Source organism: Mycobacteroides sp. H003, from assembly GCF_001440135.1.
In the GTDB taxonomy this organism is placed as follows: Bacteria; Actinomycetota; Actinomycetes; order Mycobacteriales; family Mycobacteriaceae; genus Mycobacterium; species Mycobacterium gwanakae.
In genome coordinates this window covers 46,412-69,404 of the sequence record NZ_LJYL01000022.1, presented here as the reverse complement: position 1 = coordinate 69,404, position 22,993 = coordinate 46,412, and the positions used below count along the sequence as shown (strand labels likewise).

Sequence of the window (22,993 nt, the reverse complement as noted above, 5' to 3'; positions counted from 1 at the left end):
GATGGTCAGTGCGGTGCTACCGCCGTGGTGGGCACCGGTGTCGGTGTCGCGTCAGCCAACAGCGGGATCGCGTCGATCTGGGCAACAAACCAGGTGCCGCCCACCGAACGCAGCGTCAGGGAATAAGACAGCGATACGAGGGTGTAATCGGATCGGCGCGCCGAAACATCGATGTGCGTGGCTAATTCGTTGTTATCGGAGGGAGCATCGGGTGGAGTGTTGTCGGCCTGAGCAGCAGTCACTGTGGCCGAGGAGTACGACCCTACGGCTGTGATGCCCGAGTCGGTGGTGATAAACCGTTCCAGTCCACCCGAGGTGGTTAAAAACGACGTCGCAAACCCAGACAGCATCGTAAAAAGTGGGCTGTTGGCAGCGATTGGTGCTGAATAGCCCAGCGGCACATAGGCTCCCGGAGGCGGCATATCGACTCTGCTGATCCGATCAAGAGCCTGAATGCCCATATCCCGGTATACCGCCACCGGCAGCTGGTAGAAAGCCGTCGTCGGCGGCGCCGACGGGTAGGGCAGTTCGTCGATTTGAACCTTCACGCTATAGAGCACGATGTCGTTGGAAGAGGTCTTGCGCTTAGATGCCCACGCCGCCGGGTTCGACACCGTCATCGACGATGTCGTGGGCAACTCGTACTTTTGTCCCCCGGGAAAGCAGCGTGTCAAATTCGAAGCACCCGAGGTGGTTCCGACAAGTAGCCCTTTCACGCAATTCACGGCGAAAGCCTTCACGGGATCGGTCTCGTTGATCACGTCGCGGGCCACCGCCGCCACTGGTGCTGGTTCAGGGGGAAAGACAAACCCCCACAGCAGGGCGATACCGTTGATGGACGAACTGGCCACAAGAATCACAAGAGCGACCCGGCCGGCGCTGTGGCCCAGCACCGTGATGCGCTTCTTCCATACGTTGCTGATTCTCACCACATCGTCCTCATGTCGCCTGGTGCCCAATGACTTTGATGCTCGACACCGCGAAGGTTCCATCACTGGGATCGGTGTCGTGTCCCGACCCAAAGCCGGTCGGGTCAGGCCCGTTGGTCGGTTCCGGGCCGGTGGCCGGGGTGGGCCCACCCAGGATTCCGCCGAACGGTCCGCCGTCTGGGGCCGACACGCTGGGCTGGGGGGCTGCGACCGGACGGCTGGTGTGCCGAATGATCACAGTGATTTTTGAGGCGCTGATCCCGGGAATCAGTTTGACCGCTTCGCCGTGAGCATTGCCGGTGTCCTGGTCGACGACCGTGTGCGCAGTGTCATTGAACTGCCACTGCAGCAACGTGACCACCCGATGCTGTAGCCATGGGTCACCGCCGGACCCCTGGGCCGCAGCAGTATCCCCCGGCACGATACTGACCGCCGTGATCACGTAAGCGCGTTCGATTCCGGCGGGCCCGAGCGTGATATAGAGCGGTTGTCCATCCGTATGCCGCACGCAGATCCACGGCGATGGCTTGTCGGGATCGGCAATCGATTTCGCCGAAGTTGAGGCGCCCGCCGGGCAGTCGGCTGAGGCGGTAAACGGCAGTGGGTGATCGCCGCCATCAGCAGGAGTCGGCGCTGGTGCTGCCGCCATTGTCGGTGCGGGGCCCGATTTGACTGCGTGCTGGCGCAGACTCGGCGAAGGGTTGTCGGGACCTGAGAGTGTGACGCCCAGCGTGGTTATCACCGTTGCCAACAACACGACGCCAGCGAACGCGCCGAGTACCCACGGCGTAAATCGGCGCGTACGCCGCTCCGCCTCGTGATCTAAATCAGCGTCGGCACCGGGGCTTTCGTTTTCTGCCGAGTCGGTGTGGTCGTCGCCGTCGGAAACGAACGCACCCGCAAAGGCGTCGGCACTTTGATCCTCGCCGAAGGGTGCGGCGTCGTTGTCGCTGATCGCGCCATCATCATCGGGATGCTCGTCGGCTGACTCCCCGGCCGCGCCGCTGTCGAGGGTGTCTTGGTCGTGTTCTGCATCGGCGTCGAGATTCACCCCAATCTGACGCAGCCATTGCTGATCAGAAACCGAGCTCACGGCCGCCGCCGCCCCGAACGGTGCCCGCTAGCCCGGCGCGGCGTGAATTTGCGCCGGTGATGGTAGGTGGCCGGCAAACGCTGCACACGCGGCAATGCCGTCGCCGAAACCTTGACATAGCCGTCGTCGCGGTCAGAGGCCAAGCCGGTGTCCTCACCGCGCACCACATACATGCGTTCGCGATGAGCAATTACCGGCGGCAGCGGTGTGGATGGCGCCGCCTGCGGTGGGCCTTGGGGAGCGGTCCGGCTCCAGTCCTGCTTAAGACGCTCCTCGTCGGCCGCCCCTCGGGCGCGGTGTGCGCCTATTAGCTTGGCCGCTCCCCACAAGCACGCCGCCGCGACCAGCAACGGAGCGAGTTTGATGAGCAGTTCGACGATCGCCAACACGATCGCGGCGATGACTGTCATCAGCACTGCGGCCGTCGCCACAAGCCCCTTCATCGCGGTGTCCCTTCGTCGTCTCGGCGCCGCTAAATCGGGTGGGCGCCTATGCACGCAACCGTAAGCGGTAATAGGCAAGGTTGTCCACATGGTTAGACGATAATGGTTGCGTTTAGGTAGTTTTGTGGGCGTGATTGCACCTAATGATGGGCCAGCGCGACTCGACTACTTCGTCTCTGAACGGCTGGCGGTCCTGCACATGTCCCGTGTCGAACTGGCCCGCCGCGGCGGACCCAACCGCTCGACACTGCACAAATCCAGTAACGGCTCACGCACCATGTCGCTGGCCACGCTGGCCCGACTCGATGAGGCGCTCGGGTGGGCCCACGGGTCGTCAAGGGCGATCCTTGACGGCGGGGTCCCAGCCACACCACCGCCCCAAGACACCCACGTACACACCGTTTTGCACGCCGTCGAAGGCCTCGTCGAGCAATGCCACTCAATCTTGGCCGACGCCCGTCAGCTGCTCACCGAACTCCTGACAAGCCGGGACCCGGCCGAGCATGCCCGCTGACATTTTCGACGACCAACGCCGAGCATGGATAGCCGCACACGCTGGGATATTTGTCTTCCAAAAGCGTCGCGCCGAGCTGCTCGCCAAAAAGATTCGCGCTCGCACACGCAGCCATGTTGGTGCCCGACCCGACCCACACGACGACGTCGTCGCCCTGCCACTACCGATGCGCTCCGCCACCTCAGCCAGCGGATCATTTGAAGTCGCACTGGTGCTAACCTGTGCGGCCATCGCGCCGCTGGGCTGGTTGGCCGGCAAACTCGCCTACGGACTAATCGTCACGCTCATCCCCGAGCGGCTCCGCGCTTACCCGATACCGGCACTGCTCTGGGGCGCCGCGCTCGCAGCGCTGCCCTTGCCGTTCTATAACCCCTCCCCTAGTCTCTGGGGCGAGCTGATCATCCCCTGGCTTCTAACACAACTGCCCGCAACCCTGCTCACCGCAGCCGTCTGCGGGGTCCTCGAAGGCTGGCTAGCCGTGGAAGGATCCAGCGACTGGTGGCCACTGACACCCCAAGCTGTCGAGGTTGACGACGACCTCATTCTCGGGCCGACGCTGCCCATCACCACCGTCTTAGATCCACTCCCCGAACCGGGCTCCGCCCGCCGCATACCGCCATCCCTGCACGCGCGCCGGCGAACCCCACCACCTATCCACTGGGTCCCCATCCTTGGCGGGACTGCGGTCATCGCAGCGATCTCCATCTGGTGTCTCATTTGCGCAATCAGCGTCCTGTTCGGCTCCACCAACCAGCACCTCGACACGGTCAGCTCCCGGTCAACCTCGATGCAGCTATTCGCGAACTGAGTTCGCTGCTCGGGGCCAACTCTGGCGCGCTGATGCCTACACCGCTTTGCAAAAATTGGGGTGTGAGCGGGGGGTGGCGGCACAGATACGGTTCAAGGTATGGATCGGGGTACGACCGTAGACGCAGTTGTGCATCGGGTGTTAGCCGCGCTCGAGCGAGCTGGCCAGGTTTGTGACACGCCGCCGGGTTCGCAGTCGCTCGAGGCGATGCGGCAACAGATCATTGCCATGCTCAGCGATCCGCCGTGGTATCTCAACACCTCGGCCGGGCAAGTGCTGTTCTTGAAGATCCTGCGTCAAATCGCCTCAGACGCAAGCGATATCGTGAAAAACACGCGTCAGGACCCAGGGTCATGTGAGGGCAACATTCGTCGGTAGGTCCGCAGCTGGAGTGCTACTGCGGACACGGCCAGCGTCGAGAAACGCTTGATCGCGTCGACAGCAAATTAGTTGCAGCACAGGCAGATTACACGGTGCAGCTACCCGGAGCTGCCCAGCGGTCGCACTTGGGAAGCTGGACGCGAGCACCGAGACCAATGCGTCAGTCATAGATTGCGCCCGTCGCGGCAACCGCCCGTCAACCCCACTGCGCCTTTTTGATTCGCCGCTGAACCGCCTGGTCGAACAGAGCCAGGAACTCGGTCCAGTCTGGAATATGAACTCGCTCGCCAGCCGTGCCGCGCTGCAACAGCTGGGCTTCTTCCCGGCTTTGGGGAAGCAGTTCCTGCCAACCGATCGCCTGGCCGAATTGCGACGATTGGCCCCGACTCCCCCCTGTGGGCTCATAGGCTTCGGTACGTCGGGTTGTCTCTCCCAGCCAATGTGAGGCCTGTTCGAGCAAATGGCGCTCGTGAGCTCCATACATGATCAGCGTGCCCGGAAACATCTCCCGCAGCGCTTCAGCGTACTTGGACCCAAATACAACGTCGAAATGCGCCGACGCCTGCACCGTCGCCAAGATGTTGACACCCAGTCCCGCTGACTCCCCCACGTAGGTCAACAGATCCGGCAACGGACATGAGTTACATACCTCGTCGAGTTCCAGCAGCAGCGGATGCGTCAGTTGATGATTGGCCATCTTGCGGCGGAAATGACGCACGATGGAATCGATCAGAGCCACCGCGGCTCCGGCGACCGAGCCGGTGTTCGGGGCGATCACAAACAATGTGGCGTCCGGCTCATCAAGCATGTGGACGTCGAATGACTCCACAGCGACACGTTCGACCGCGCTCAAGTACGGTGCTCCCTCGTCGGCGCTCAAACCCAAGCGCAGCCACGGTGTTACGGCCTTGGACACCGTGATCTTGATGCTGTCACGCAGCCGGGAATCCATCCCGGCGATAACAGAATACAGCGGGGCCGCGAGTTTCGGTTGTTCGCAAAGCCCGTAAGCGGTCAGCCACGACGGGCGTCCGAGCTCGGGGATGGGTTGGTCGCCGCCGGTTTCGTCGATACCGAAATCCTGCACGGCATCGAGCACCCAGGGCATTCCCAAACTGTTGCCCTGCGGGCTGGCCGCGTACAGCAGGCATGCCAACGGCGGTGCGGCCTGACTTTCCCAAAGCCCGCCCGCAGCAACAGCGTTGCCGCCCGATGCGCCACTGAAACCCACGCCCGAGGTCGCGAGCATGGTCTCAGCAACGGTCAGTGCTTCATGGGCGCTGGCGATCGTGCGGGTCGGGTCGGTGACCATACGCCTAACCCCGGCCGGCCATACCTCAGTGTGCTCAGGCCGCAGATCAATCACACCGGTAATCCCGATATTGCGTCGTGTTAGAACAAGCTCTGCCAGGTCGGGTTTCGACGACACCAAAACTTCCGGCCCAGGATGCACGAGCGCCGCCGGGGCCAAAATCCTGCGTGTTTTACCCGTACGTGTTGGTGCGCTTACCAGAATGTGAGGTGCTGTCTCCGCACGCACGGCAACGTTTTGGCGATTGTAGGTGAGGCCGCAGTACGGGGTGTACGGTTCGTTGACCACTACGTCATCATGGGCGCCACTGGCCGCGAACGTCTATCAAAGCAGCGACATTCGCGATCGCCGGACGTAGGTCACTGCGGCGGAAGCTTCGGGTTTACACCGCCGCTGCCGAGTGGAGCGCCGTCGCCAGTATCCGGTTCACCGTTGTGTGGTGCAGCTTGAGTTCCTCTGAGATTTCACCCGGCTTTTGCCCGTCAGCGTGGCGGCGCAGCACAGCGTCAATGATTTCTGCAGGCTGCTTGGTTCTTTTCGATGCCATCACTGTGCGTACGGCGTGTTCATGACGCTCTCGCGGGGGCACAGCGGCGTCCACTCTTGGAACCGATGACAGCGACCGGTCCGGCTCGACCGCCACCATGGCCCTATCACGCTCACCTGCTGAGGACCCAGCGACTGGCAGAGGTGTCGCCGACAGGGACACCGGGACGTCCTCCTCGACGAGGGCCGGCGGCGCCTCGGCGCGGCTGTGTAGGAGCCGGGTCAGGGCTACCAGCGCAACGGTGGCCTGCGCGGTCGTGACGTCAATGATCAGCGGCCACAACCATGCCAAGCTTGGGCGGATACCGCACCGGATAGCCAAGCTGCACAACGCATCAAATGACAGGCGAAACGCACCGGCCCCCAGTAACAGCGTCATGATCACCGCCGCCCAGAACGTCAAGGTGGGCCGGCGGTGCACCTTGATGAGCAGCGAGAGCCCTTCCGTGGACCCGAGCAATACCAGAGGTGGGGCCGTGGCCACCGCGGCCGCCAGCGCCGGGGCGACGTGATCGGCCTGCACGATCGCGTGTAACGCGTTGCCAGCGATCGAGGCCGCGCTTGCTCCTATCAACACCACCCAAAAGAAACGCACTGCGCGCCGGTGGGTTTTCGGATCGGTATCGGCGGGAGTGCTGCGGGCGCTATCGCAAGCCATACCCGCAATCGTGCACTCCCACCCCGGTATTCGTCTACCAAAGTCAGCCACATTGGGAGGATCGATTACCGCAGATAAGCATCCTCGTTGCGGAATGTCACAGACCTCAACGTGGTGCGAAAACGCTGTGTTTTCACGGTGATTCGCTCGCCCCGCTGTTCGATACGGATATCGGGTGCAGCGCTGGCGGGCACATCGCCGACCGTGATCGATGTGCGCGCGGGTGGGTAGTTGTTGACGCGACCATTGTGTACCACCATCGTCGGAGGACGTGGCGGCTGGGCTGTGACGTCGCGCGTCGTCCAGATCCGTGGGGAAGCAGACGTCATTGTCCAACGCCCAGTGGGGTCGTAAACGGCGACCTGTTCGCCTGCTGCGGCCGCCCGGCGAATCAGCCGTTTCACCGCCTGGTCATCATCGGCGTGCAGAGCAATTCGGGTGGGGGCCGCGGGATCTGATATCGGCATCAACAGCATAGCGTCTCGCAGTTCACCCAGCAGAACACCCGATGCGCCGGCTACGACAGCTGTGTTGAGTTCGGTAGTTACTGGCGTTGATGGCAACCTCAGCCGCCTGCACCCAGGCAAGGTCAGCGCCAACGCTTCCCACTGTCGGCCCGCCATCGGGTTGAGCACCAGCCGCGGCGAGCTGGCAAGCGGTTGCACGGTGGTCAACCGGACGAGGGCTGAAGCCCGCACGCCGGCAGGATCGCTGCGCAACGCGATCACCAGGGTCGTGTGGTCGCTCTGGTAGGCCCACACGTCGTCGAGTTGAGCAGAGCGCACGTCACTGGCGCTGAAGAAATACGCTGTGACATAGGCCTTCCCGCCGCGCTGCAGATTCGTCCAGCGGTCCTGGTAAGAAGCTGTCGCGTTTTCGGGCCCACCCAGGCTGGCCGCTACCGCGTCGTTCATCTGCGCTGCGGTCAAAAGCCTTGCACGACAGTTTGTTTGGCACAGCGCTCTGGTGATGCGCTGAGAAGCCGCCACCGCCGCGCCGATCGTGTCTCGCCGCCACAGCAGTCCAGGCAGAATGCGGTCGCTGCGCGTATCGAAGCGGACTACCAACGTCACGCTACGCTGACCGGCCGCCGGCAGCCCCCGTAGCGCCGCTTCATACAGTTCGGCATAGTTGTCTCTGGCTGTGCGGCTGCCCTCGCAGATGATGTCGACATCAACACTCAACCCGCAGCGCTGCATCTCTTGTGCGATTACGCTAATCGGCACGGTATTAAGTGTTTTGGTGTGGTCGGCGTGCAATAGGGTGGGGATGTAAGGCTTGCCCAGCACAGTGATCATCGTGGACACGGTGTGCCCGTCGATCACAACACCGACTGTGTGCTCGTTGAGGGTGACATCGACCGGTTGAGGCAGCTGGAGTCTGCGCACCCGGCGGCGCGTCCAGGACATGGCCCGCCACGCCCACTGCCACACGGTGCGCTCCCGGAAGGTCAGCACACAGATCACCAGTCCGGTCGCGGCGCCGCTGGCGACGGCGATCGGCCACGAATCCAGCGTGGCGCTCAGTGCCAGCGCAACCAGACCTGCGACCACTTCGCCGGTGACCACGGCGCGGGGTGCGATACGGGCCGAGACAAACCGTTGCTTCATCAGATTCGCTCCCTGCGACGCGAGACGGTCAGGCCCACAGCAAGTCCCAATACGCTGACGACGGCGAGACCGGTGATGGCCATCGCGACCCAGCCCGGACGTGCGTCGCGTGGCGGGGGCGGGGCCGGCACTTTCAACTGGGCGCGCTGAACCCCGGGGGCAAACGTCTCACCCGGCGGCACATCCCAGGTCAGCGCCGCAACGGGGTCCACAGTTCCATAACCGACCACGTTGTCACGTCCACCAGCGGGAGGGTGCGCGGTGGCCTCTAACCGGTGGATCACTTGATGGGCTGTCAGGTTGGGAAATTTGGCCCGCACCAAAGCCGCCACTCCCCCGACGAACGCCGAGCTAAACGAGCTACCAGCGATAGGGTGCAGCTTGTCGTCATCGACTGAACCGTTGATCACCTGCCCGCTCGTCGACAGCCCCACGATGTCGGCTCCCGGCGCAGCCAGTCCTACCCACGGGCCGTGCAATGAGGCGGCGTCGCCGCTGGCGGGAACGCCGGTCGAATCGGTGGCCGACACCGCCAACGCGTAGTCGCTAAACCATGCTGGGGTGGCGATCGTTTTGACTGACGACCACCCCCGAGTGGGATCACCCGGTAATGGGTCCGGGTTTTGCCCATTGCAGCCCTGGGCATGAACGTTGCCCGCCGCGGTCACGATCACCACGTCGCGGTCAACCGCGGCATAGTGGACCGCGTCGGCCAAGGCGCTTTGATCCTGGGGCTTGGCTGTCGAGATGCACGACACCACACTGATGTTGATCACTTTGACGCCCAGATTCGCCGCGTGCACGATCGCGCGAGCCAACGAATTGATGTCACCGGCGCGGCGAACATCCTCGGGGTTGTCGACCACGCCGGGATCAACCAGGCCGAAAGTCTGCGCGGTCTGGCGAATCGACAGCAGCACCGCGTCTGGGGCGATGCCGATCAGCCCGTCTGGACCACCACCGGGCGACGGTTCCAGCGGCGCCGGCCCGCGAGCGTGGCCGAGAGTAACCGGAGACGGCGGCATACCCACCCATGATGGCTCGTCGGGCGGCGGCGGCGGCGGCGGTGGTGGCGGCGGCGGCGCCACCGTTTGGGTCACCGTGACCGTCGGCGGAGGCGGTGGCGGTGGAATCGCGCGCGGCGGCGGAGCCCCGGCCGGCGGGGCCGCAGGCGCCGCCCACGCCGGCTTGGGGACCAGTGCGAGCCCTGAAGGCGCCGCCCCAATCAGTGAAGCCACTACTGTGCCGTGCCCGTCGCAATCCGATAAGCCGTCGCCAAACGGGCCCATGACATAGTCCCCGCCAGAAACTAGGTGCGGCAGCCGAGGTTGTGCAGCCACGCCGGTATCGATAACCCCGACGACCACGCCAACACCGGTGGATTCTTTCCACGCTTCTGGCATGTTCATCAGCTGCAGCGCCGCGGGCAACTCACGCAAATCACTGCCGGGCAACACGCCGGTTGTTGTGCACGCCGCGATCTGGCGCATCGGCTGATCCGGCCCGGGTGCGGGATCGGGCGGGGGTGGCCCAGGCGGCACCACCGGGGGATCAATCGCGCCGGCCACGCCGCCAGATACGGCAACCAGTGCTGCGGCGAGCCCGATCGCGCCCAGCGTACTCACGGCTTTAATCATCAGCCGTGGACCGCATTTCGTACCACCCACAGCAGATTCAGCAGCCAGATCGCCCATGGCACAACGAAAATCAGCAGAATGTACTCGCTGACTTCGACGGCGCGGTTTACCGGTGCGCTGATCCGCGCATTGGGCACCACCAGCGCTCCAAGCAGGCCCGCCCCGGCCAACATTAGCGCTGCGCCAACACATATCAGGGTGACAACCGGCGAAGCCGGGTTGGGAGCGCTTGCGTATCGTCCGATCACCACCGCTACCGCGACGACCGCACCAACGGCCAGCATCACCGATTGATTGCGATCAACAAACGAGCGCGCCCGGAGCAGAAAGATTGCGCAAATCCCCAACGTGAATGCCAAAAACCGCCACCCGCCGCCAGTTTCGGGCATCACTGCATAGCGCGCGGCCGCCACCAACACCACAGCGCCGCCAGCCAGCAGACCCGTCACGATGGCGGTGCCGCGCCGAGCCCACGTCGCGATCTGCTCAACGGTTTCATTGCCCGGACGCTCCACCGGCGACACCGTGTTTAGGGCAGCGCCTTCTCGAGTCTCAAACACCCCCCGGTTAGTGACCGAAGGAAACCATGGCCCGGGCACTCCGGCCCCCACGATCCCGATGCTGGTTGCAAACGTCACTAGCACCAGGTCCGCTACCAAGAAGACGACCGCCAGATGCGCTGGCAGCACTCGCCAACCGCTGGCGTGGATCGCCGCCACCGCGCCCGCAGATAACCCGACCACAGCCATCCCCGCAAACACAGTCAGATAGCGGCCGGTCAGCATCGTCAATGCCGCCACGCCGGCCAACACGGTGGCCGTCGCGGCCACCACATGCCAGCCACCGGGTGGTCCCGGCACCGACATCGCCGCGCCTGCACCGGCGCAAATCAGCGCCGACCACACCAGGAAGTCCGCCGATCGGCGTCGCTGCTCATCTCGTGCCCGCGTCGCCGCCCTCGCCGACACCAAGAAAACGGCGGCTAATCCCCACGACACCGCCGCGGGCAGCCAGCCGTGCTGTTGCCACCACAACTGCGCCAACATCACCTCGGCCCACGCGACCAGCGCTGCGAAAAGCCCCCCGGCTACCCGACGCGCGACCGTGACATCGACTGTGGCGAACTGCTGGCGTGCTGAACGAGCCAGCGCCGTCGACACCTCCTCAATGACAGGTGCGAAGCGTTCGGTGGCGTCAGTAGGCAAGAGACACAACAAGTCCCCGTCGTAGACACGGCTGTCATCAAGGGATCGCTGCGGATCGAGCGGAGTGGCGTCTGCACGGCACAGTTGAAAGGTCAACGTGTCATCAAGAGGTGCCCGCCCGCGATCTTTGAGAATCGCATTGACCCGCGGGATGAGGTCCTCGATCACCGCAATCAACGCCACCCCAGCAGGCAGGACGTAATCGATGAGCGTGTCATCCCCGACCAGCAAATGAACCTTGCACAGCCGAGGGACTTCCGGCGCCTGTTGTGCGGAATTGGCGGTGGTCATCGGGCATCGGCCGCTGTCGAGAACCCTGCCGCCAATGCGGCGGCGGTCTTAAGCACCGCCCTGGCGGTCTTAGGGTTGACCCTTCGAAGGTCCAACTCGCCCGCCGAGGCGATGTGGGGGTCAAAGGGTACCTCGATAATGCGATCGTTTTTGACCCAGCTCCCGAAATGCTCCCTGAGTGTGGCGACCAGTTTGGCCGCCTCCTTACGATCCTTCCGATTGCGCGCCGGGCGAATGTGGTTGATCACCAACACTGTTCGCGACAGCAACTGGTGATAGCCTTCGTCGCGCAACCACTCGAAATTGGTGCTCGCGCCTTCGGCGCCGTCCGGGACGGCCGAGGCCACCATCAACACCGCATCGGCGCGCTCGAACACACCCTTCATCACCTCGTGTTCGAGATCGACACCGCAGTCAACGAAAAGCACACTGTAGAACCGTTGTAGACGCATATGGCCCTTGCTGAACTCATCAGCGGTCAACCCCTCCCCGCGAGCGCCTCCATGGCGCGGGGAAGCCACAACGTCTAAACCAACTTGGTTGTGGCCCGTCAAGGCCCCAACATCGGCGTAGCGATGAAGATTAAGGTCGTCGTTAATCGCACGCAGCGATGACGCCTTGGGATCCACCCGAGCCGCCAAATTTGCGGCCTGTGCCGGATCGGCGTCGACAGCGACCACTTGGTCGTTACGATTGCGTGCAAACTCACTGGCGGTCGCGACAGTCATCGCGGTCTTGCCCGAACCGCCCTTGCCACCAAGCACCACGACGGTATAAGTGCCACGCAAATTGGCCCCGATCGCAGCCTTGAGGCCACGCACTGTGCGCTCGTCGCTGGACTCACCGACGTTAATCAGCCCACCAGAAACCTTGAGCAACGCCCTGCGCCACCCCTTGGATGGCGCCTCCTTGTGTGGGGCAATCAAGTCCGTGGCGCGCAGGTGCTCTCGCAGCGCGTCCGAAGACCGTGGCGTGCCCGCGGTGCGAGGCGACGGTTGGGGTGTTGGCGCACGCCAACCATGTTCTTCTGCCGGCGGATACGGACGCGCAACCTGGCTGGGATCTGCGTGACCGGCTGGCTGCGGTGCGCCGTGACGCCCACCGAGCGCCGCCTCCGACACTCCCTGCGGTGGGCGGCCCAATTGACTTGAGGAACCGTAGCTTTCGCTGGGCGTCCCCTGCTGATGGGGACCGGCCTGCTGCGCCCACGGAGGTGGCGGAGGGGTGTCTTGGCCCTGGGGTGCCAAGGTGCCCTCCGGGGGCGAAAACCGCGGCGGCTGCCAACCCGGGGCTTGTTGGGGCGCCGAAGACGGCGCCGGCGTCGCATCCTGGGCGGGGAGCCCAAGAGCGGCCTCCGGGGGTGAAAACCGCGGCCGCCCATCATCGCTCGTCGGTTCGCCGCTGTTGTTGGGATGGCTGGGCTCAACTGCGCCTGGCGCGGGCTGCGTCTCGGGCGGCGGACCTGCCGCCAGGCCATTGAAAAAGTCGCGTTCCTCACGCTCATGCGGACTTGTCATACCGTGTCCCCTCGTCACCAGACGTATTCGAATTTCGCTTAGCGCCACATAATTTGGCCACAGCGCGACAGTAACAACCACGGTTTTCATCCGTCTACAACGGACACCATATTCGCCTGTATCGAAATTTTATGTCCGCTGATGAGTCGCCCAGCCGCGTCCCGAGGGCAAAGTTTCGAGCAGCTCGACCACAGCCGTGTGGATTGCGTGATCGGCGCCGGGCAGCAGTGTGGTCCATTGCCTGCCGTCAGGACCAACGCTGTTGCTGACAACGACGCGGCCGATCAAGGTGTCAGCCACGGTCACCGCCATCGGCGCCCGCGCCGGGCCACTGATAGAGAATTCGGCCGCGCCGATAACCGCGCGGGTGGTGCCCCGGTCGGCGACCGCTTCGACTAGCCGCGCCTGGGGAACTGAAAGTCCAACCTCTACGAGGCCCGCGATGATGTCGATGGCGGGGTTGGCCTGCCAGGCCGACAGAACTGTATTGAGTACCGCTGCTTCGCTATTGATGCCGTGGAATTGGGCCGGGTCGGCCGGCCCTATCGTGTCGACGACGACGTGCGCGATCTCGGTCCCACCCAGCGGGGTGACCACAACCTCATCGCTGGTGTCTTGGCCCGGGCGCCAGAGCCGCGCGGCGGCCACCCACGCGTTATCGCGCCGGCACAATGTCACAACTCGCTGGGGAGGCCGCTGGGCGTACCACCGTGCCAGCGCCTCGGCGGCCTCAATCGCGTCCTCCGGGGCGGTGAAGACCGCTGGTGGGCCTTCAAGCCGCTCCGGTCGGATCTCGGGGCGGGTAATCGTCACGTCAATCTCGACGTCGGGACGCCCCAAGGCCCGCACCCAAGAGGCCACGCTGGGGTCAACCTCGCCGCCCTGACAAATCCCCGCGTTTTCGAGCACCTCCATCCCGGGGTGAGCCGCGATGGTGGCCTGCACCGCCCCAATGGGCCGGATCTTGAGGGCAGGTGGCAATTGAGCCACACCGCAAAGCGCGGCTGTCAACCACAAACCTTCCGACGTGGTCGACAGCCGCGCTGCAACCGCGGTTCCGGTCTCGGTCACAAGCCCCGGAAACCAGCCTGGACCGCGTGGTCGGTGCCCAGCGCATTCGTCGACGCGTGCCCCTGGGCCTGTCCATGGCGCTCGATCGTGGTGAACACCGCCTGGAACGCCTGATCGATCTCGTGCATGGCGACCTGGGCAGCGTCAGAACCATGCTGCGTCCAGACTGTGGCGACCTGGTTGATTGTTCCCATGGCCCGGGTACGCAGATCGTTCATGTGAGCGACCAGCTGCGCCTGGGCCGACACGTGATCGGCGATCATGGCGTGGTCGTAACGCATTGAATCCATAACCATTCTCCTCTGAAAGTCGTTCGATGTCTGAAAGATTGGCCGCGGTCAGGTCGACTGGATGGAGCCCAGCGCCGCGCGGTTCTGCGCGTTCGTTTCTTGGTACTGGTGCGCCGAGCGCTTCATTATGTCGATGACGCTCTGAAACCGCTGGCTGACCTGTTGGCCGGTCCGGTTGATGTCCTCGGTGGTGGCCATGGAGGCCAGCGCCGCATCACCACTAAACCCAGTACCGGTGAGGTTCTGGTTCATGGTGACATAACGGCCCAACGCCGACAGCACCTCTTGTTGAATGTTCGACAATTGACTTGCGCCCGAAAGCATCTGGGCGACATCGGCGTTCAACGCCATGATGGTGTATCTCCTTCACTAGCAAGTGGTTACCGCTGGTTCGATCAGTTCAGCAATGACCCGGGCCCCTGCCGGGAGTTATCCTCCCTGCCCGACGTGGACCACGCCCTCAGACGTGAGCACCGGCGCCGCATGCGCGGAGGCCGGTAGCGTGATCGTCTTATCCTGCTCGCTGACATCGGCATATTCACTGCCGCGTCCGGAGCGCCCCGTTGCCGCCATGGGTCCATACATTCCGGGCGCCATGGCTCCTCTGCCCGCTGCCGCGCCGCTTCGCAGTCCCGCAGCCGGTTGCTCGTCTGTTTCAGCGCCATCAGCCACGTCGGCCCACCAGCCGCCCGGCACGCCCACAGGCCCACCTAGCCCGCCAGCAGACGGTTTCGTCAACGCCGCGGCAACCGCTGACGCGCCCCCGGCGAAGCCGCCGTTGGCGCCACTTAGTCCCGACCACGGTGCACTGGCTGCGCTGAATCCCGGTGCTCCCCCGGCTGGGGGCCCACCCAATCCACCGGACATTCCACCGGTCAGCGCCGACAACGGGCCCATCAGGCCGCTTAGTTGGCCACTGGCACTCGACGGGAGCTGCCCCAGTGACTCCAGTGGTGAACTGAGCGAACTCATCATTTCGGTTGGCGCCTGGGTGAGTTGGCCGAGCAACGACTGTCCAGACTCTTCCAGGGGCGGCTGACCGCCTTGACCCGCCTGCAACGGTGGAGCTTTTCCCTGCGGCGCGTTACTCGTGACGCCCTGGCCGGTGCCCGTCGTTGCGGGCACGCCCTGCCCCGCGGTCGTGCCGGTGGTCGCTGGCTGCGGTGCCGGGGTTTGCCCACCAGTGGGCGACCCTGCGGCCTGCACGCCTGCTCCCGTGCCGTTGAACACGCCGCTCGAGATCCCAGTGGCCACGCCTGTGCTGATCCCACTGCCAGCCGACACCACTCCCCCACCGGCGCTAATGCCCGACCCTAAGGCCTGCACGCCAGCACCAACCCCGTCGCCGACCAACCCTGCCAAGCCGGCCGTCGCCCCCAGCGGATTGCTCATATCAGGCAACGTCGGCAAGGGAACGGTCAGCGCGCTCACGACAGGGGCCATAGCGCCCAAGTAGCCGACCATGGCCCCGGCGTTCTGCGACCAATACTCCCCATATTCAGCATTCGCCTCGGCGATCGCTGGGGTGTTGATCCCCATGAAATTTGTTGATTCCAAAGTGGCCTCGCGGACCCGGTTGGCCACCACCACTTCATGAGGAATGGTCGCGGACACGGCCGCGCTGTACGCAGTCAACCCAGTTTGGATGGTGGCCGCCGCAGTCTCTGCATGCAGCCCGGCGGTCTGCTGCCAGGCCGCCATCGGCGTGGCACTATCGAGCATCCCCATTCCGCCAGAGCCCTGGAAAACCGGCGCGGTCGCGATCGCGGTCACCGACTGCTGCATCCCTTGCTCGAAGTGCGTGGCCGCAGCAGCCGTGTAGGCGGTGATCTGTGGGACGTGCGCCGTTGGACCCGCGCCCATCCTGGTCAACCGAAATGCGTTGATCTCTGGTGGGATACCCCAGTACATCAGTGCACCGCCGCGCTACAGCGACAGCAGCGCCTTGCCGACCGCATCCATAGCGGTGTAGGTGGCCGCCGACGTAGCCACGGTGGCTGCGAACGCCTCCCGCTGAGCCACACCTAGAGCACCTGCCGCCAAGAACTGCGCGCCGTGCGCGGCGATAGCTTGAGCGAACATTGCCGACACTTCCTCGCCGCCCATCGGCAGCACAGCGCCCATCGCTGGTGCCCCAGCGGCAAGAGTGGCCGCCGTGGTCGCCCCGCCTGCGCCCTCTGATGCTGCCTGCGCCGCCAGCGCCGGCGCCTCAATGAACATCATTGCAATCCCACCCCTGTCCACATATCCCATTCGCCCCACGAGCAATAAAGCCGCCGTTTGATGCGACGATAACCGCCCCCAGGGACACCGGCAACCAAACCTCCGACATTCCACACAAGGCAACACCCCCTGTTTCCCGACACCCTCTACGGCGCCGCTCACCTGGCGAAATACCGCCACGCATCACCGAGCGACAAAGGCCCATGCCGACGCATGAATCGGTCCAGATCGACCGCTTAATCAGCTACTGAACCGCCCAGCACGAACTGCGCAGCCGCACGCGCACGCTCCTCGATGGTTTTCAGCCGCAGAATCGACTGCTCGGCAGCACCGGCGGCCGACCGCGCCTCCTCGGCAATCTCGGTGAGCCGCGCTGCGACGAGCTGGGCCGAGCGAGTCACCGGCGCGCGTGGACCCGGTAGGGGTTGGCCGGCCAACAAGGCCGCACACGTCCCGGCCTCCCAGCCCAGCGCCGAGCCGATCCTATCCAGCGTGGCCGCACGAGACGGGACCATGCCATGGTTGATCAGCCGCGAGATCGTAGGCCGCGCCACGCGCGCCAGGCGTGCCAGATCATGTTTGGACAACCCCTGTTCTAAGCGGGCTTGTTCCACCGCGTGGACGAGCAGCCACGCGGGGTCATCCTCGCTCAATGGGCGCTCGCCGGGAACGCGATCTGCACCGGCGCCACCATCCGGTCAGTGACGTACAGGCCACGACCGGGGTCAGCTGGCACGGCTTTCGTTTTGCCGACGATCGGCCCTTCATCAGGGTCGCCGTCCATTACCACGACAGGTGCTTTGGCCTTGAGCAACTCCCCGATTATCGGATTGGTCAGCGTGCGGCCCCACTGAGCGATCCGCCGCGACACGACCAGGTGCAGGCCGACCTCTTTACCCCGCGCAATAAACCGCGCCAGCGGGCCCAACGGGTATCCGGTTCCTGCCACGAACCCACCAGTGTCCCAACTAGCAAGGGTCTCTTCACGATCGATGAAGACAAAGATCTCTGGCCCGCTCCAACGCCGCGTCCCCGCAGCCAACTCCGCCTGGCTTAGGTCTGTCATCGGCATACGTTCAGTCAGGATCGCCCCCAGGCTGTCACCCAAGGCACGCACCTGGTCCTCCCGGAAAACGTAGGCGCCCAAATGTTCACCTTCGACCACGCGCAGCAACTCATTATGAGGGTCCACCACATAGATCTGGGCCTGCTCGGGCCCGTACACCCGCATCACAGCTTGGGCCACCGTGGCCAACCCGCTCGACAATCCACATTCAGGCCGACCGGTAAGCAGCAGATGCGGGGTCGCAGCGAAGTTCGCGACCGCCGGCTCCAAACCGATTTCTGAAATCCCGAACGGCACGACACCACTCCAGTCGACCCCACCCGGCCCATGCTCACGCTGCTCCCATTGCGCGAAGACCTCGTCGATACCGACGATTTTGGGCAGCATCCGTACCCGCGCGGCCGCACTGTCAGGTCCAGCGAGCCGCTGAATTGGCTCAACGGCTGCTGCCACGTCGGCGCGCCGCCCTTGCACGGTTATCTCCGGTAACCCGGCCTGAAAATGGTACCCCTCCATCGTCGTGCCGCGGCCCCTGATCTTGACCACGTTGACCTGCTCGACCTCACCGCCAGTGTCGTCCTCTTCGTCGAGGAACATCTTCTGCTCCCCGAAGGGAACGTCGCGCGCGACCTTCACATTGTTGACCGTCATGTCATCGTTGTCACCGAGCTTGAGCTCCACGTTGCTGGTGAAATTCTTGGTCATTCCTGACGGGAATTTGTTGGCCACCCAGCCACTGGTCGACACAATGGCGTGCACCCCAACATCGGGTCCTTTAGCCAAGATTCGTTCCACGTCAGAAACCAACAGCTCCCAGTTCTTCACAAACGTTGGCCAGCCATCGATCACCAAAAACACATCGCCGAACGAGTCTTGAGGCACCTCACCTGGCACGCCGCCAAATTTGCGTTCACGCAGCTTGGTTAGCGTCAGACCTAGCTTGGTGAACGCCTGCTCGCGCTGATCGATCAGCGCCAGCATCTCGGCGATGATTCGTTTGACCTGCTCGGGGTCCACCTCGCGTGCGAAACCACCGACGTGCGGCAAACCAGCTACCAGGTTGAGGTCCGGCCCGCTGAGTGCGATGACGTAGAACTGAAGCCGCCGAGGATGATACAACAAAGCGGCACCCGAGATCATCGTCGCGATGGCCACCGTCTTACCCGATTGCCCCATACCAATGACCGCGCAGTTACCTTCGGCCAGATTGGGCGCATAGACAAGCTGGCGGTGGTCGCGCGGCCTGTCTTCGATCCCGACCGGAAACATCAGCCTCGAGAGCTCGCTTTGGGCCGAGCCATAGTCGACATCCCACGGTTGGCCCCGCAACCGCCGCACCAGCTCATCAGCAGGGACCGGCTGCAGCGGCGGCAGCCACATCGCTTGCAGTGGAGGAAGATTCAGCCGATTCAAGCAATCCACCGTTGCCTGCACCTGTTTGACGGTGCGGCCATCGGCGCCAATGATGGCGCGTGGTTCCGGGATTTTGGTCTGCTCGCCCTCGCCGTCGCGGGCCATCTGCAGAGCAGGCATACCGACCGCCTGGAACTCTTGTGGCTCAAGGTAACCGGCTTCCTGCCTGGCCGCAGCAGCTGCTGCCCGTTGGGGCGGTACATAGCTCTTGAGCACGAACGCCGTCTGAAACCTCGTCAGGTTCTTGTTGGCACCTACCTTCAAAAGCCCAGCCCCAGCAGGTTTTTTGGGCAGATGATTGGCCTCATCGCTACCCAACACCTCGTGGGAATCGGTGTCGCCGACAGTTCGCAGCGCCACCCGCACCGGGATGTTACTCATGATGCCGCCCTGCATCTGGTGGCCCAGCCGCTGCGACCCCATCACGAGGCGAAGCCCCTGCGAGCGGCCCTGGCGGCCGACCTCGTCCATGACCGCTTTGGCTCCGTCATGTTCAGCGAACATCTGCGTGAACTCATCGACAATCAGCAGCAGGTGCGGCATCGGCCGCAACTTCTCCTTCTTGTGAATGCGCAAATACTCATATTCAGCGATGTCACTGACCCCAGCCCGGTCAAGCCAAGACTTGCGGCGCTCCATCTCGCCGTAGAGGACATCTTCCATCCTCACAATCCACAGGCGATCGTTACGCAAGTTGCTCATCGCCGCGACGCAGTGCGGGAATCCCGCCACCAAATGCGCCAACGCACTACCCTTAAAGTCAAACACCGCGACCTTCAACGAGTCTGGCGAATGCGTCAAACACGCCGACGTAATCAACGCCGTCAAAAACACCGATTTACCACTCCCAGTCGTGCCGACGACGACGACGTGATGGCCCATCCCCTCGAACTCGTGAGTCTCCTTCAAGTCGAGGGCCACGGGCTGTCCATTGCGTGGATCAATACCGATCGGGAACCGCATCCACTCCCGACCCCACTGCAATTCGCCCTCGTCGTCTTGCAGCGGCGGACCCAGCCGCGTCGCCGCCCAGGCCTCCTCCACATCGATATCGCCCGGATCAGCGTGGCCGAGAATCTCATACAGATCCACGACCTTCGATGCGGCGGCAGTCGAACTTTGCGTTACCCGCGAATCTGCATGGTATCTAGCCATTTTGCGCGCAAACGCGACCGCGGACGCCGTGTCCAGCGTATCGGGGAGCGCGAAAAACCCCTCCTCGTCATATGCCCCGTCGCGCTTGACATGCAATGTGAACTCAGTTGTCATCCGCCGCGCCCTCCTTGACCACTACACGCACAAAGGTCACGCCCGCGACCCCCCCAACGCCCCTGCGATTCAACGTGTCCCATTCACTATCCACACGGAGCTGGTCGTTGATCACAAGCCAATGCGGACGTACCCCGTCCGCGGCGCCAGGGTCCCCGTAATTCTTTCGAGCGCCATGCAATTCGTGACCAACCGCCGCATCCATCGCCGTCGGCGACGTCCACACCATTCGCAACGGCCCGCCACTATCAAAGAGCTTGTCGTGTTGGCAATGCGGCAACCACTTGACCCAATCCCATCGTGCTGGTTCGTCGGTGACGACCATGACTTTCAAGTCCTGCGGTGAATGGAAGCAGGCCGCCTGACAAATCATCGCCCGCACCACACCGTGGACTGTGTCCGGACCATCCTCACCCACCAACGTCATCAGCGGAATCACCTTGAGCGACAGCGGTTTAGCGATCCCACTAATCTTGGACTGCTCCAACAAAAACTTGCGCAGCGCGTCATAGCAGACTGGCTCATAATCGGCCGACTCCCCCAACCGAGGCTTAGCCAGCTTCTTCGCCAAATCCGAAGTACCGGTTCCGAAACGGACAAAACCAAAGTGCATCGCCAAGTCCTCAGCAGAACCCGATCGCTCCCACATCCGCGGCGACCCGACCAACCCACGCAGCATCGCCGGTTCGGGATGCAAGAACTGGTAATTGGCGAACTGACGCTCGGCGTCACTTTGAATCACATCACGTGTCTGGTCGAGCTCGTCCATGTAGGCACGGCGCTCTTCTTCCAACGCCTGCGGAGACAACGCCTTATCACCGCCACCAAAACGGCCCTGCATAAACACCCCGGCGAACGACACAATCATCATCACCGGCACAAACAACGAAAACAAACTCATCGGCCCCGAGCGCAGCCCCGGTTGAGTCAAGATCATGGCCATCATGCCCAAAAACGCCGCGCCCATGACTGCAGGCAAAATGATCTGCGCCTTCGTCATCGGCAACCGGCGCGGCGCGATCGGAGAATCGCGTACCGACTGCATGCCGCCATCAACTTTGGGCGCCCTCAGCCGCCGAGACGGGCTGAAACGAATCGTCGACAACCTTCTCCCCCTCCTATCCGCCGGCCCGTACGTTGGTCTTCGTCGGCAACACAGCCACCGCGTCCGACGGGCTATGCACCGTCAACGCGGCCGCCCGCGACAACTCCGGTCCCGCAGGCCACACCTGCAGCATCGACCACGGCGCCGGACGAACCTGAGATAACACCAGCCCCAACGCCTGCACGCTATTGTCGTCAAACGGCACACCATAGCGCGACCCGGTGGAGCTAGTCAGCCACATCGTCTCGCGCGCAGGCGAATCCAATGCCTGACCAGTAGTGCTAACAAACGTCGATGCACCATCACCGACCAAGACCTGATTCGCTTGCACCCCGCCATTGCCGGCACCCACCAACGGCACCATCTTCGCCCGCTGATCCGCGCGGATGGGCAACCCCCGACCCGAAATCACCGCGAGCCGCGCCTGACGCTCGCTCACACTCCACTGCCACGCCACACACGAAACCGGCCGACTGCCCGCATCAACCAGGCGCACAGGCGACCGCGGATAATAATCCACATCAAGAACATGACGCAGCGGAATATGCGCCAAATGATCCGGCGATATCTGCGGCGGCGTGGCTAAACCAAACGAATCATGCTGGCGCAGCATCGAAGCCACCACAGGCGAGACCTCTTGAACCCCATCTGCCAGCACCACATAAAAGCGGTCCGACTGTGCAGCCACATCCCGGCTCGCCACCACCGCACCGACAACAACCCCCGCCCCCAAATCCACCTGACCGGGCCCACCGGCGCCAGGCACCGCGGGAACAGCCAGCGGTCCCCCCGCCGGCAACGCGTCAAAAAGGGCCCGCGACATCCCCGTCGCCTGCGCCCCGGGCGCAATCCCCAGGGGCCCGGCGACCGCGGACTGAGACAGATCAATCGGCATCCGAACACCATTAGTCACCAGGTGTACCTGCGGCCCATAAGACAACAACAAGGCCTCGCTGCCGGCGAGCTCTCCCGCCGCCTCCCCGAGCAACAACTGCCCATTGATGCCCGTCACCAACGGCGAACCACCAACCGTCGTCGGCGCCGTGTCGCACACAGCCCAGCGCGAAACCTGCGGAGACACCACCGCCGGTGTCTCCACCGGAGCGCCCTGGATCCCCACCGTCGGCCCTTTGGGCCACTTCGCAATCTCCCCCGATGCCACAAACGTCGGCCGATCCGGCGACCCAGCAATCAGCTGCGCCGACACCAGATTCAACGCCGGATACAGTCGCTTGTCGACCACCACAAACAACGCCCCCGACGAACGATCAGCAACGATCTTCGACGAGTCGTCGATCACCCCCGCCGGGCGAAACCACCCGTACACGAACGCCCCCACCACGAGCACCACACCCAACACCGCCGACAACATCAACAGCGTGCGGTGCCAGCGAACCGGATTGATCTCCATGCTCACCGAACGGCGCAGCAACGCAAACGACAAGCGTCGCCGAACAAAGAAATGACCCGAAACCTGCGTCTTAGACGCCAACTTCAACGGCACACCGGCACCGTACCGCCCCCCGCTACACCCCCGCTACCAGCACGTCCAAATTGAATGAAAACCCAGAACACCGCAGTGGCGCCAGATCGCTACAGGTACCGGGCTTTC

General features: G+C 63.7%; 21 protein-coding genes. 3 read left to right on the top strand and 18 right to left on the bottom strand.

The features are described 5' to 3' along the window. Positions 1-5: 5 nt before the first annotated feature. Genes AOT87_RS16120 through AOT87_RS16110 form a run of 3 tightly spaced genes read right to left on the bottom strand, consistent with a single transcriptional unit; the run spans position 6 to position 2,465 of the window. Entirely contained in the window at positions 6-929 is a 924-nt protein-coding gene (locus tag AOT87_RS16120; RefSeq protein ID WP_073877513.1) for a conjugal transfer protein, read from the bottom strand. 10 nt (positions 930-939) lie between these two features. Further along, the gene (locus AOT87_RS16115; RefSeq protein WP_046182038.1) at positions 940-2,022 is read right to left on the bottom strand and encodes a hypothetical protein; all 1,083 of its coding nucleotides are present in this window, start codon (positions 2,020-2,022) and stop codon (positions 940-942) included. After that, on the bottom strand, positions 2,019-2,465 hold the full coding sequence (locus tag AOT87_RS16110; RefSeq protein ID WP_007172165.1) for a hypothetical protein: 447 nt from the start codon (positions 2,463-2,465) through the stop codon (positions 2,019-2,021). The genes AOT87_RS16115 and AOT87_RS16110 overlap by 4 nt, the downstream gene beginning before the upstream one ends. Positions 2,466-2,595: 130 nt before the next feature. Between AOT87_RS16110 and AOT87_RS16105 the strand changes: the two genes are divergently transcribed. From AOT87_RS16105 to AOT87_RS28710, 3 genes are all read left to right on the top strand, one after another. Then, positions 2,596-2,979 (top strand): helix-turn-helix transcriptional regulator, encoded by a 384-nt coding sequence (locus tag AOT87_RS16105; protein ID WP_073877511.1) that lies wholly within the window; start codon positions 2,596-2,598, stop codon positions 2,977-2,979. Further along, the gene (locus AOT87_RS16100; RefSeq protein WP_007172163.1) at positions 2,969-3,787 is read left to right on the top strand and encodes a hypothetical protein; all 819 of its coding nucleotides are present in this window, start codon (positions 2,969-2,971) and stop codon (positions 3,785-3,787) included. The genes AOT87_RS16105 and AOT87_RS16100 overlap by 11 nt, the downstream gene beginning before the upstream one ends. Positions 3,788-3,925: 138 nt before the next feature. Beyond that, complete coding sequence (locus AOT87_RS28710; RefSeq protein ID WP_040624276.1) at positions 3,926-4,165, top strand: hypothetical protein; 240 nt, start codon at positions 3,926-3,928, stop codon at positions 4,163-4,165. Positions 4,166-4,364: 199 nt separating this feature from the next. Here AOT87_RS28710 and AOT87_RS16095 read toward each other — a convergent pair whose 3' ends face one another. From AOT87_RS16095 to eccB, 15 genes are all read right to left on the bottom strand, one after another. Continuing rightward, a complete protein-coding gene (locus AOT87_RS16095) occupies positions 4,365-5,768 on the bottom strand; it encodes a TraM recognition domain-containing protein (RefSeq protein WP_040624275.1) in 1,404 nt (467 codons plus the stop codon). 94 nt (positions 5,769-5,862) lie between these two features. Beyond that, positions 5,863-6,684 (bottom strand): DUF2637 domain-containing protein, encoded by an 822-nt coding sequence (locus tag AOT87_RS16090; protein ID WP_080691135.1) that lies wholly within the window; start codon positions 6,682-6,684, stop codon positions 5,863-5,865. Positions 6,685-6,749: 65 nt separating this feature from the next. Then, on the bottom strand, positions 6,750-8,294 hold the full coding sequence (gene eccE, locus AOT87_RS16085; RefSeq protein WP_007172159.1) for a type VII secretion protein EccE: 1,545 nt from the start codon (positions 8,292-8,294) through the stop codon (positions 6,750-6,752). Further along, on the bottom strand, positions 8,294-9,919 hold the full coding sequence (locus AOT87_RS16080; protein ID WP_007172158.1) for a S8 family serine peptidase: 1,626 nt from the start codon (positions 9,917-9,919) through the stop codon (positions 8,294-8,296). Before AOT87_RS16080 ends, eccE begins: the two co-directional genes overlap by 1 nt. Before the next feature lie 11 nt (positions 9,920-9,930). Further along, complete coding sequence (eccD, locus tag AOT87_RS16075) at positions 9,931-11,427, bottom strand: type VII secretion integral membrane protein EccD (protein ID WP_007172157.1); 1,497 nt, start codon at positions 11,425-11,427, stop codon at positions 9,931-9,933. Next, positions 11,424-12,305, bottom strand: coding sequence for a MinD/ParA family protein (locus AOT87_RS28865; RefSeq protein ID WP_007172156.1), 882 nt, complete (start codon positions 12,303-12,305; stop codon positions 11,424-11,426). Before AOT87_RS28865 ends, eccD begins: the two co-directional genes overlap by 4 nt. Before the next feature lie 768 nt (positions 12,306-13,073). Further along, the gene (locus tag AOT87_RS16065) at positions 13,074-13,955 is read right to left on the bottom strand and encodes an ESX secretion-associated protein EspG (RefSeq protein WP_157859019.1); all 882 of its coding nucleotides are present in this window, start codon (positions 13,953-13,955) and stop codon (positions 13,074-13,076) included. Positions 13,956-14,011: 56 nt separating this feature from the next. Next, positions 14,012-14,305, bottom strand: coding sequence for a hypothetical protein (locus AOT87_RS16060; protein WP_042910680.1), 294 nt, complete (start codon positions 14,303-14,305; stop codon positions 14,012-14,014). Positions 14,306-14,353: 48 nt separating this feature from the next. After that, positions 14,354-14,650, bottom strand: coding sequence for a WXG100 family type VII secretion target (locus tag AOT87_RS16055; RefSeq protein ID WP_131727645.1), 297 nt, complete (start codon positions 14,648-14,650; stop codon positions 14,354-14,356). Positions 14,651-14,734: 84 nt separating this feature from the next. Then, positions 14,735-16,216, bottom strand: a complete 1,482-nt coding sequence (locus AOT87_RS16050; protein ID WP_007172152.1) for a PPE family protein — start codon at positions 16,214-16,216, stop codon at positions 14,735-14,737. 15 nt (positions 16,217-16,231) lie between these two features. Next, entirely contained in the window at positions 16,232-16,528 is a 297-nt protein-coding gene (locus AOT87_RS16045) for a PE domain-containing protein (protein ID WP_040624290.1), read from the bottom strand. 236 nt (positions 16,529-16,764) lie between these two features. Then, on the bottom strand, positions 16,765-17,181 hold the full coding sequence (locus AOT87_RS16040; protein WP_007172150.1) for a helix-turn-helix transcriptional regulator: 417 nt from the start codon (positions 17,179-17,181) through the stop codon (positions 16,765-16,767). After that, positions 17,178-20,276 (bottom strand): type VII secretion protein EccCb, encoded by a 3,099-nt coding sequence (gene eccCb, locus AOT87_RS16035; RefSeq protein ID WP_007172149.1) that lies wholly within the window; start codon positions 20,274-20,276, stop codon positions 17,178-17,180. Before eccCb ends, AOT87_RS16040 begins: the two co-directional genes overlap by 4 nt. Further along, positions 20,266-21,381 (bottom strand): hypothetical protein, encoded by a 1,116-nt coding sequence (locus tag AOT87_RS28420; RefSeq protein WP_131727273.1) that lies wholly within the window; start codon positions 21,379-21,381, stop codon positions 20,266-20,268. The genes eccCb and AOT87_RS28420 overlap by 11 nt, the downstream gene beginning before the upstream one ends. A 13-nt stretch (positions 21,382-21,394) precedes the next feature. After that, a complete protein-coding gene (gene eccB / locus AOT87_RS16025; protein ID WP_007172147.1) occupies positions 21,395-22,885 on the bottom strand; it encodes a type VII secretion protein EccB in 1,491 nt (496 codons plus the stop codon). Positions 22,886-22,993 lie beyond the last annotated feature (108 nt).

Bases quoted from the DNA above. Each gene is read 5' to 3' on its own strand.
- eccCb (WP_007172149.1), bottom strand. From the start codon at position 20,276: ATGACAACTGAGTTCACATTGCATGTCAAGCGCGACGGGGCATATGAC.
- AOT87_RS16060 (WP_042910680.1), bottom strand. From the start codon at position 14,305: ATGGATTCAATGCGTTACGACCACGCCATGATCGCCGATCACGTGTCG.
- AOT87_RS16090 (WP_080691135.1), bottom strand. From the start codon at position 6,684: ATGGCTTGCGATAGCGCCCGCAGCACTCCCGCCGATACCGATCCGAAA.
- AOT87_RS16045 (WP_040624290.1), bottom strand. From the start codon at position 16,528: ATGATGTTCATTGAGGCGCCGGCGCTGGCGGCGCAGGCAGCATCAGAG.
- AOT87_RS16050 (WP_007172152.1), bottom strand. From the start codon at position 16,216: ATGTACTGGGGTATCCCACCAGAGATCAACGCATTTCGGTTGACCAGG.
- AOT87_RS16110 (WP_007172165.1), bottom strand. From the start codon at position 2,465: ATGAAGGGGCTTGTGGCGACGGCCGCAGTGCTGATGACAGTCATCGCC.
- AOT87_RS16100 (WP_007172163.1), top strand. From the start codon at position 2,969: ATGCCCGCTGACATTTTCGACGACCAACGCCGAGCATGGATAGCCGCA.
- eccD (WP_007172157.1), bottom strand. From the start codon at position 11,427: ATGACCACCGCCAATTCCGCACAACAGGCGCCGGAAGTCCCTCGGCTG.
- eccE (WP_007172159.1), bottom strand. From the start codon at position 8,294: ATGAAGCAACGGTTTGTCTCGGCCCGTATCGCACCCCGCGCCGTGGTC.